Origin of the sequence: Sphingomonas sp. IC081, from assembly GCF_006874585.1 — a bacterium.
GTDB lineage: Bacteria > Pseudomonadota > Alphaproteobacteria > Sphingomonadales > Sphingomonadaceae > Novosphingobium.
Genome location: NZ_CP029769.1, coordinates 1 through 7272, shown reverse-complemented (window position 1 = coordinate 7272; position 7272 = coordinate 1). Strand labels below are relative to the sequence as shown.

The following is a 7272-nucleotide window of genomic DNA, read 5'->3' as shown; positions in this document are numbered from 1 at the left end:
GGCATAGAGCGGCCATGAGGATCATCGCCCGCAAAAACATCGTGGCCTATTTCACGACGCATCCCCTGACCCGTGCGTCGCTGACCCATTGGCTAGAGGTTGCGGAAAATGCGGCATGGTCTTCGACGAGCGAAGTCATAGCGGACTTTTCAAAAGCAAAAACAGTGACGGCGGAGCGGGTCAGATTCGAAGTAGCGGGCGGCGATCATAGAATGATTGTTGCATTCCATTTCCGGCGAGGGATCGCTTTCATAAAGTTTATTGGGACACACGCTGAATATGACCGCATCGACGCCGCGACCGTCGATCAGTTTTGAAGGACAGGCAAATGGATATCAGACCTATCAGGAACGATGACGACCATCGGGCGGCGGTTGACGAAATCCGTGCGCTTTGGAACGCGGAAGCGGGCAGCCCGGACGAGGATCGTCTCGACGTGCTGGCAACACTGGTCGATGAATATGAGCGGAAGCGGTGGCCGGTCGACAAGCTGGACCCGGTGGAAGCGATTGAGGCGGCTATGGAGGCGGAAGGGCGCACCCGTGCTGATCTGGCGTCCCTGATCGGACAATCGCGCGCGACCGAGGTTCTGGCTCGCAAGCGGGGACTGACCCTCCACATGATCCGCAAAATCGAACGGGCATGGCATGTCCCTGCATCAGTCCTTGTCCGCGAATATCAATTATCCCGCTAAATCAGGGTTGTTGCTCATAGAGGGGCACCCACTTGCCCCTGCACGTCTGGGCCTTGGCGTCCCATTTTGCGGTGCATCCGTATAGCTGGCGCTCGATTTTAGGTTCCTGCGCCCAGCGGTAGGCGAGGGCCGCGGCGAAGATCAGGCCCAGCCCGATCAGGGCGGCGGTGATCCAATCCTTCAGGCGATCCCACCAGACCCCGGCGCTGATCCGCTGAAGCTCCCCAGCGGCCCGGTGGAGGGCATCGACCCCCGCGCCTGCCTGTGCGGTCCATTCGGCGCGCTGGCGGGCGTCCTGCTCGATCTGGCGGGACAGGGCGGCGACCTGCTGGGCGACCCCTTCGGCCCCGGCCTTTCGCATGGCGTCGAGCAGGGTGCGATAGTCCGCGCCGGGGTCGGAGGGAGGGGGCGCGTCGAACTCGGCGGGGTCGAAGGGATCAGGCATCGGCGGGGCCTCCCTTGAAGGTCCAGCCCTCGAACGCCTTGCGGTCCTGATCGCGGCTGATGCGGTTCATCAGGTCATTGAGGCGGGATTCCCATGCGGGGTCTTTCATGGCGGCATCGAGGAGCAGGCCGCCGAGGATGATCTTGCGGCGAGCATCGGCCTTGCGGTTCAGGGTGGCGGCGCGGGCTTCCAATGCCTGCAACCGTGCCTTGGCCTGCTGGACCTTGCGACGTGCGCTTTCGATAGCCTCTGGCGTGGGAGCGGCCATGGTCAATCCTTTCGCTACGCGATATTGATAGCACCGGACCCGACTGAACGAAAGAGAGGAAGGGCGCACTTATGCAAACTTGCGTTTGCGTGCGTCAGGGGATACCCCTGAACCCCAGCGGGCTATCGCCCGCGCCATGCTCCCGCATGGCTAAGGTAGGGCGCGGCGATGGCGAGCTTCCATCTTGCGGTGAAAACGATAGGCCGTTCAGCCGGTCGCAGTGCGACGGCGGCGGCGGCCTATCGTGCGGGCGTCGAAATCACGGACGAGCGCACCGGCCTCGTCCATGATTACACCCGCAAGCAGGGCGTCGAGCATAGCGCGCTTGTCGTGCCCGCCGACGCCCCGGCATGGGCCAACGACCGCGCCGCGCTCTGGAACGCCGCCGAGCAGGCCGAGACGCGCAAGAACTCCACCGTCGCCCGCGAATATGAAATCGCGCTTCCGGCCGAGTTGTCGACCGAGGCGCGGCGCGAGCTTGCGCTGGGCCTCGCACGGGAGATCAGCGAGCGGCATGGGGTGGCGGTGGACGTGGCAATCCACGCACCAGGTCGCGAGGGCGACCAGCGCAACCACCATGCCCATCTGCTGACGACGACGCGGCGGATCGGCCCGGAAGGGCTGGGCGAGAAGACCCGCGAACTGGACCAGAAGACGAGCGGGGAGGTCGAGCGCTGGCGGGGCCGGTGGGCCGAGATGCAGAATGTCGCCCTTGAGCGTGCCGGTAGCGTGGAGCGGGTGGACCATCGCAGTCACCAGCGGCAGGGGATCGAGCAGGAGGCGACCGTGCATATGGGGCCGAGCGCGACGGCGATGGAACGCCGCGCCGAGCATCAGGCGATGCGGGAGGGGCGGGCCTATGAGCCGGTGACGATGGTGGGCCAGCACAACGCCGGCGTCATCGAGCGGCGCGGCCTGCGCCAGTATATCGAGCGGGGGACCGAGTGGCTACGCGATGCGGGGCAGCGCATATCGGGCAGACTCCATGCGTTCGCGGCGACCTTGAGCGGCGCGGTCGATCGCGATCGGCGCGATGCCGCCGAGGCGCAGCGTCAGGAGCAGCTTGCCGCAGAGCGCGCGCGTGAGCAGGCACAGGAGCGCCAGCAGGCGCAGGAACGGGAGAAGGTGGCCGAAAAGTTCAGGAGCATAGCCGGGAAGCGCGAGGCGGGCGCCCACGGATATGGCGATCATAACAGCGACTGGAAGGCGACCCCGGAGGCGCTCCGCAAGGCGGTGGACGCCTATAACGGGGCGAACCAGCACACCAAGGATCTCTACATCGAGCAGATCCAGCGCGAACCCCAAATGGCGCGGGCGGTGGGGCAGTTGCTCCACGAGCGCGAGCTGGTCCTGCAACGGGATCGCGGCATGAGCCTATGAGGGTGACGGGAAACCCTGAAATCGGGGTTTTCGTGCGGATTTCCAATCCGTCAGGGTTTTTCGTGCAGCCAGATCGCGGCGGCGGCGCGGTCGTAACCGGGCAGGCCAGCCATGCGCGGAATCATGTGATTTTCGACGGTGGCTCCGCACACCACAATACTTTCAAAAACGTGCCTTATCGCAGCCATGATCTTCGGCAAGACATTCATGCTATGACGATCATCCGGCACGCGATCTTCCCTGATGACAAAGCGTCGGTGCTAGGCATCTGGCGCGAGTTTATCGCCAATTCTCCGGTAAATCTCGATTATCAAAACAACGATGCCGAGTTTGCGAACCTGCCGGGCAAATATGCTTCACCGAAAGGATGCGTGTTGCTCGCGGATCGGGATGGCGAACTCGAAGGCTGCGTCGCAATGCGACAAGTCACTCCCGAAATATGCGAAATGAAACGACTTTATGTTCGTCCCCATGCTCAGGGACAGCATCTTGGTCGTGCCCTCGCTGAACGTCTGATCGAAGAAGCTCGCGCGGTGGGCTACAGAGAGATGAGGCTCGACGTGCAGGCCAAGTTCATTCCCGCTCGCAAGTTATATGAGGCTCTCGGTTTTGTTGCTGCCGAGCCGATTTCCTTCAATCCAGTCCCCGGCGCGTCGTTTCTAGGCCTCTACCTGTAGGCGCTTGCAATCATAGCGGCGTGTGCTCGCAAACAGCCTGATTTCCTGCTCACGCTTTCTGCCACTGGCGGGGAGCGTCCTGCTCGAATTATCTGCCAGTGTGCTCGCCATCATCCGGCGCTGCTTGCAAACGGGGCGTTGTGCTCACGCTCCGTGCCAATGGGCTCTCCAAACCCGTAGCCGGCAAGCGCTTTTGCGAAGCAGGTTTCCAGAACAGTTCTGACAAGCGGCGGGCCGCAGAAATGCGTTGTCGTCATGGCCCGCCCGCGAGGTCGTCAGAAAGGAAGGTTTTCGCGAACAGGGCCGGCGCGTCGTGCTAGGCGATGGAACCCCGCAAGCGGACAGGATGCGATGACCAGGACCGAAATGCTGGAAACGATGAAGCGTCTCGACGCCCATGCGAACGCCCTGTTGCTTACCGGGGCCTCCGATATCGATCTGCTCGGCGGCATGTTCGACGTGATGCCCGACTTCAAGGCGTTGCTCGACGCCGGATACGGCGGTGAAATCGACAAGAACGCAGGTCGCTTCCCCGGTTTGCATCGCTACGCCGTCATGCTCTCCAATGTCGCCGAGGGGATCGCGGAAGGTTCCATCCGGGTGCCGCGCTGACGCCCTGTTTCGCTGGCAGGGGATGTGAGCAGACCTTTATGGGGTCAGGACATAGAACGGGCACAGATATACGCTAAGCGTCTCTGCGCGCACTTATGGGTCGACTCTATGCGTCGACGACTCCAGCATTCCAAAGGCATCCATCGGACAGTTGTAGCATCGCCTCTCGTCGCAGAGCCGGCATATCGTCAGCGCCGAGACAGCGTCGTCAGACATCTGCGCAAGTATTGTCTCGGCAATACGTTCCAGCACGAGGCGGTCAGCATTCGAGACATGGCTAAGGATTTCGGATAAAGTCTCGTTTCTTCGTTGCAGGATCGCAGATAGGCGAGTCTCGCCTGCCTCAGTGAGCATCAGCGCTACTGCACGACGGTCCCGTAGCGCTTTGGATCGAACGGCGAACCCGGCTGCAACCAATCGATCGACAAGCCGCACCGTCCCCGCGTGGGACAAGCCTAGCACCCGTCCTAATTCGTCGATCGAAAGACCGGTCGCGTGACCGATGACGACGATCGCCGCGGTGGTTTCGCCACCGCCGGGTATCGTCGGGTCGAATGCCGCCTTCTTAATTCGATCGGTGATGCCCACTGCGAGGGCGCCGAACAGATTGACGAGCCGGTCCGAGAGTACGTTCAAAGGGTTGCCTCATTCATTGACGGCGTATAGTGTATGCGCAGCGCATATATCACGCCTGTCTAAGCATGAAGGCAGGTCATGCGCCATGATGAAAGCGAGGCACCATGTTTTCGACATTACACATAGCTGAAAAGACGACCGGCTCTCGCGGGTCTCTCGCGTTGCTGCGCTGGGCGCTGGTGGTCATCTTTCTCTGGTTCGGTTGCATGAAATTCACGAGCTATGAAGCGATGGGCATCGCGCCATTGATGAAGAACAGTCCGATCATGAGCTGGATTCCGGCCGTTTTTGGGGTGCAGGGTGGAAGCTATTTTATAGGCACCGTCGAGCTCGCGACGGCCGCTGCGCTGATTATCGGTGCTTTCAACAAGACGGCCTCCGCTCTCGGCGCGGCGATGTCATGCCTGACTTATGCCGTGACACTGACGTTTTTCCTGAGCACGCCTGGCGTCGCCGAGCCGACCGCTGGCGGGTTCCCGGCGATTTCGGCCGGAACCGGACAGTTCCTGTTGAAGGACCTGGTGCTTCTTGCGGCATCAGCGTGCCTTCTACTTGCGTCCATACGGACAGCAGACGCGTGACGGCAAACAGGTGAAAAGCGACGGGGGCTATAGGATCAGCGCCCTTCATCCCTTGCGCGGACGATGGCGCTAAATTCGGAAATCGCCTGCTGCACGTTGCCGTCATCGCACACGTTGAGCGAGCGGTGGACTGAAACGGCCTGATCGGTCCGCATTTCCAGCCAAGCAATCCGGGCTGTGTTCGGCGAGGGACGAGCCTGCTCTAGCGCGATCTGCTCACTATATCCCGCGATCACATCGTTGATGGCCTCCAGCGCGACCTCGTAAGCAATGGCCTGTTCTTGGGACCATAAAGGGCCGGTTAGAGCATCCACCGTTTATTCCTCGCCGCTAGGGCTGTCGCCCTGGCGGCTGAACAGACGCGACCAGAATCCGCGCTGGGGGGCAGGTTGAGGGGCGGCGCGCTGATCGGTCAGGGCAAGCCGTTGCGCCTGTTCCCGCCAAGCGTTCCGTTCTTCACGCAGTTCCGCAACTTGCTCACGCAACAGCCTGTTTTCAACCTGTAAACTAGGGGTGTCACCACCTGTTAATTCGGGCTGTAAAGGCTGCTGCACCCCGTTTACAGGGGGCCAGACGCGGAACAGTTCGACAGGTTCAATGCGCCACTCGCCATTGTCTGACTTTTCGGCGGAAACACGTCCTGTCTTGATTGCCTTCATAAGCGTTTGGCGGGTGACACCGACCTTCTCTGACGCTTCTCTTAGGGTGATACCCATAGTGTCACTCGCTGTTAAATTGGCCTGTATAGTATCTATATACCGGTTGCATCGTCATCGGGCGATGTATCGGATGCACGGAGCTTGTTACCTAGGCCAGTGACAAGTTGGGAGAGTTCCTGCTGCACCGCTGGGTCAGGTTCCTGCTGTTGGGTGGCAGGCAAGTCTGGTTCCATACCATCAAGGAACGGCTGCGCTGGTGGGGGAGTGCCGGGGCCGCTTGGTAATTGGCGCTCGTCTCGAAATAAGGAGGGCAAACGCCGTAATGGCGCTTGTTGGCCCAGTTCCTCAGAATCTGGCTGTTCTGCTTCCGATATGATGACCGCAGCACTGAACAACGAGTAGCGCAGGCCGTCACGTTTACCGGACCATGCTACCCGGTCGTTGATGATGTGGGCATTTACGGTGCCATTTTCCCCAATCTGGCGAATTTCTATCCAGCGATCCTCGGCCAAAACATCCACGGCGCGTTGGACCGTGCGACGGCTGCATTTCATCAATGCTGCCAAGGTCTTTTGGCTTACGACAACAGCATTATGCTCACCAACTCGTGCGGTCAGGATGTGCATTAACTGGGCTGCTTTAGGGGCTTTCTCGATCAAACTAGCCCATGCTTCATGGGCTGCTCGCTCCGTTTGAACCCAGTGACCTGGTGGTTGTCGCTTCGCCAACTCGGACATTTCCAAAAACCCTCCGCAGATGGCGCAGGGGTGCGTCATCTGTGTCCAATAATTTGACACGCATGGCGGTTTGCATGACCTATTTCAAGTCAATAAATTGGACACAGAGTGTAAATGGATTGCCAAGAATGGCGCAGGGGTGCGTCATAGCTGGTGACGCAGGGGTGCGTCATAGCTGGTGACGCACCCCCCCCTGCTAACATATTGATTAATAAGATTGTTTTTTCTTCCCCTTCTATATGATCTAAAGGGGGTGCAAGCGCGGACCTAAGCGCTGGCGAAGCAGCCCCTTTAGATAGGAACAAAAAGTGAACAATGAGTGCCGCTAGTCGCGGCACACGTTAGGCGTATGACGGACAGGAATCCGTATCCCTTCCACGTCGCACACGCTGCAAGGTCGCAATTGGGCTATCAGGGGGTGCAGGAGGCGATTTCCGGGCCATAGAACGCAGGGAGGCGCTTTGGGGTGTTTTGTGCCATCCAAGGGCTTGGCGGTGCCCTGACGGGCACCAGAGGGCAAACGGGACTGACCTATGCAGCTTCCCGTCTTGGGAAATAAGGATTGTTTCCCATATTGGGAAAT

The 7272-nt window shown here is 60.3% G+C and carries 12 protein-coding genes; 6 read left to right on the top strand and 6 right to left on the bottom strand.

The annotated features are described in order from the left end of the window. Positions 1-14 precede the first annotated feature (14 nt). Both DM450_RS25650 and DM450_RS25645 read left to right on the top strand, forming a co-directional pair. Positions 15-317: a type II toxin-antitoxin system HigB family toxin gene (locus tag DM450_RS25650; RefSeq protein WP_142640297.1), complete on the top strand. Its 303-nt coding sequence runs from the start codon at positions 15-17 to the stop codon at positions 315-317. Between the two features lie 11 nt (positions 318-328). Next, positions 329-694 carry a type II toxin-antitoxin system HigA family antitoxin gene (locus tag DM450_RS25645; protein ID WP_142640295.1) on the top strand — a complete coding sequence of 122 codons (366 nt, stop codon included), beginning with the start codon at positions 329-331 and terminating at the stop codon, positions 692-694. 1 nt (position 695) lies between these two features. Here DM450_RS25645 and DM450_RS25640 read toward each other — a convergent pair whose 3' ends face one another. Together DM450_RS25640 and DM450_RS25635 are read right to left on the bottom strand one after the other, a co-directional pair. Then, positions 696-1139: a hypothetical protein gene (locus DM450_RS25640; protein WP_142640293.1), complete on the bottom strand. Its 444-nt coding sequence runs from the start codon at positions 1137-1139 to the stop codon at positions 696-698. Beyond that, a complete protein-coding gene (locus DM450_RS25635) occupies positions 1132-1407 on the bottom strand; it encodes a hypothetical protein (RefSeq protein ID WP_004213416.1) in 276 nt (91 codons plus the stop codon). Before DM450_RS25635 ends, DM450_RS25640 begins: the two co-directional genes overlap by 8 nt. Positions 1408-1575: 168 nt before the next feature. On the opposite strand from DM450_RS25635, the gene mobQ reads away from it, so the two are divergent. The 3 genes from mobQ to DM450_RS25620 all read left to right on the top strand — a co-directional run bounded on the left by mobQ (position 1576) and on the right by DM450_RS25620 (position 4076). Continuing rightward, entirely contained in the window at positions 1576-2787 is a 1212-nt protein-coding gene (mobQ, locus tag DM450_RS25630) for a MobQ family relaxase (protein WP_142640291.1), read from the top strand. A 212-nt stretch (positions 2788-2999) separates the two neighbouring features. Further along, positions 3000-3464 (top strand): GNAT family N-acetyltransferase, encoded by a 465-nt coding sequence (locus DM450_RS25625; RefSeq protein ID WP_142640301.1) that lies wholly within the window; start codon positions 3000-3002, stop codon positions 3462-3464. A gap of 351 nt (positions 3465-3815) precedes the next feature. Beyond that, positions 3816-4076, top strand: a complete 261-nt coding sequence (locus DM450_RS25620) for a hypothetical protein (RefSeq protein WP_015449245.1) — start codon at positions 3816-3818, stop codon at positions 4074-4076. A gap of 93 nt (positions 4077-4169) precedes the next feature. Here DM450_RS25620 and DM450_RS25615 read toward each other — a convergent pair whose 3' ends face one another. Then, on the bottom strand, positions 4170-4712 hold the full coding sequence (locus DM450_RS25615; RefSeq protein WP_010339851.1) for a MarR family winged helix-turn-helix transcriptional regulator: 543 nt from the start codon (positions 4710-4712) through the stop codon (positions 4170-4172). 104 nt (positions 4713-4816) lie between these two features. Here DM450_RS25615 and DM450_RS25610 point away from each other — a divergent pair, with 104 nt between their 5' ends. Further along, positions 4817-5293, top strand: coding sequence for a YkgB family protein (locus DM450_RS25610; RefSeq protein WP_010339850.1), 477 nt, complete (start codon positions 4817-4819; stop codon positions 5291-5293). Between the two features lie 35 nt (positions 5294-5328). Here the strand turns inward: DM450_RS25610 and DM450_RS25605 are convergent, their stop codons facing one another. From DM450_RS25605 to DM450_RS25595, 3 genes are read right to left on the bottom strand one after another with little or no spacing between them, the layout of a single operon-like run. Beyond that, positions 5329-5607, bottom strand: a complete 279-nt coding sequence (locus DM450_RS25605; RefSeq protein ID WP_142640288.1) for a hypothetical protein — start codon at positions 5605-5607, stop codon at positions 5329-5331. Positions 5608-5610: 3 nt separating this feature from the next. Then, positions 5611-6009, bottom strand: coding sequence for a hypothetical protein (locus tag DM450_RS25600; protein WP_142640286.1), 399 nt, complete (start codon positions 6007-6009; stop codon positions 5611-5613). Positions 6010-6044: 35 nt separating this feature from the next. Further along, positions 6045-6611 carry a helix-turn-helix domain-containing protein gene (locus DM450_RS25595; RefSeq protein WP_228168236.1) on the bottom strand — a complete coding sequence of 189 codons (567 nt, stop codon included), beginning with the start codon at positions 6609-6611 and terminating at the stop codon, positions 6045-6047. Between the last annotated feature and the right edge of the window lie 661 nt (positions 6612-7272).

Excerpts from the sequence above, each read along its gene's own strand:
- DM450_RS25620 (WP_015449245.1), top strand. The coding sequence starts at position 3,816 with ATGACCAGGACCGAAATGCTGGAAACGATGAAGCGTCTCGACGCCCAT.
- DM450_RS25645 (WP_142640295.1), top strand. The coding sequence starts at position 329 with ATGGATATCAGACCTATCAGGAACGATGACGACCATCGGGCGGCGGTT.
- mobQ (WP_142640291.1), top strand. The coding sequence starts at position 1,576 with ATGGCGAGCTTCCATCTTGCGGTGAAAACGATAGGCCGTTCAGCCGGT.
- DM450_RS25650 (WP_142640297.1), top strand. The coding sequence starts at position 15 with ATGAGGATCATCGCCCGCAAAAACATCGTGGCCTATTTCACGACGCAT.
- DM450_RS25635 (WP_004213416.1), bottom strand. The coding sequence starts at position 1,407 with ATGGCCGCTCCCACGCCAGAGGCTATCGAAAGCGCACGTCGCAAGGTC.
- DM450_RS25610 (WP_010339850.1), top strand. The coding sequence starts at position 4,817 with ATGTTTTCGACATTACACATAGCTGAAAAGACGACCGGCTCTCGCGGG.
- DM450_RS25600 (WP_142640286.1), bottom strand. The coding sequence starts at position 6,009 with ATGGGTATCACCCTAAGAGAAGCGTCAGAGAAGGTCGGTGTCACCCGC.
- DM450_RS25625 (WP_142640301.1), top strand. The coding sequence starts at position 3,000 with ATGACGATCATCCGGCACGCGATCTTCCCTGATGACAAAGCGTCGGTG.
- DM450_RS25640 (WP_142640293.1), bottom strand. The coding sequence starts at position 1,139 with ATGCCTGATCCCTTCGACCCCGCCGAGTTCGACGCGCCCCCTCCCTCC.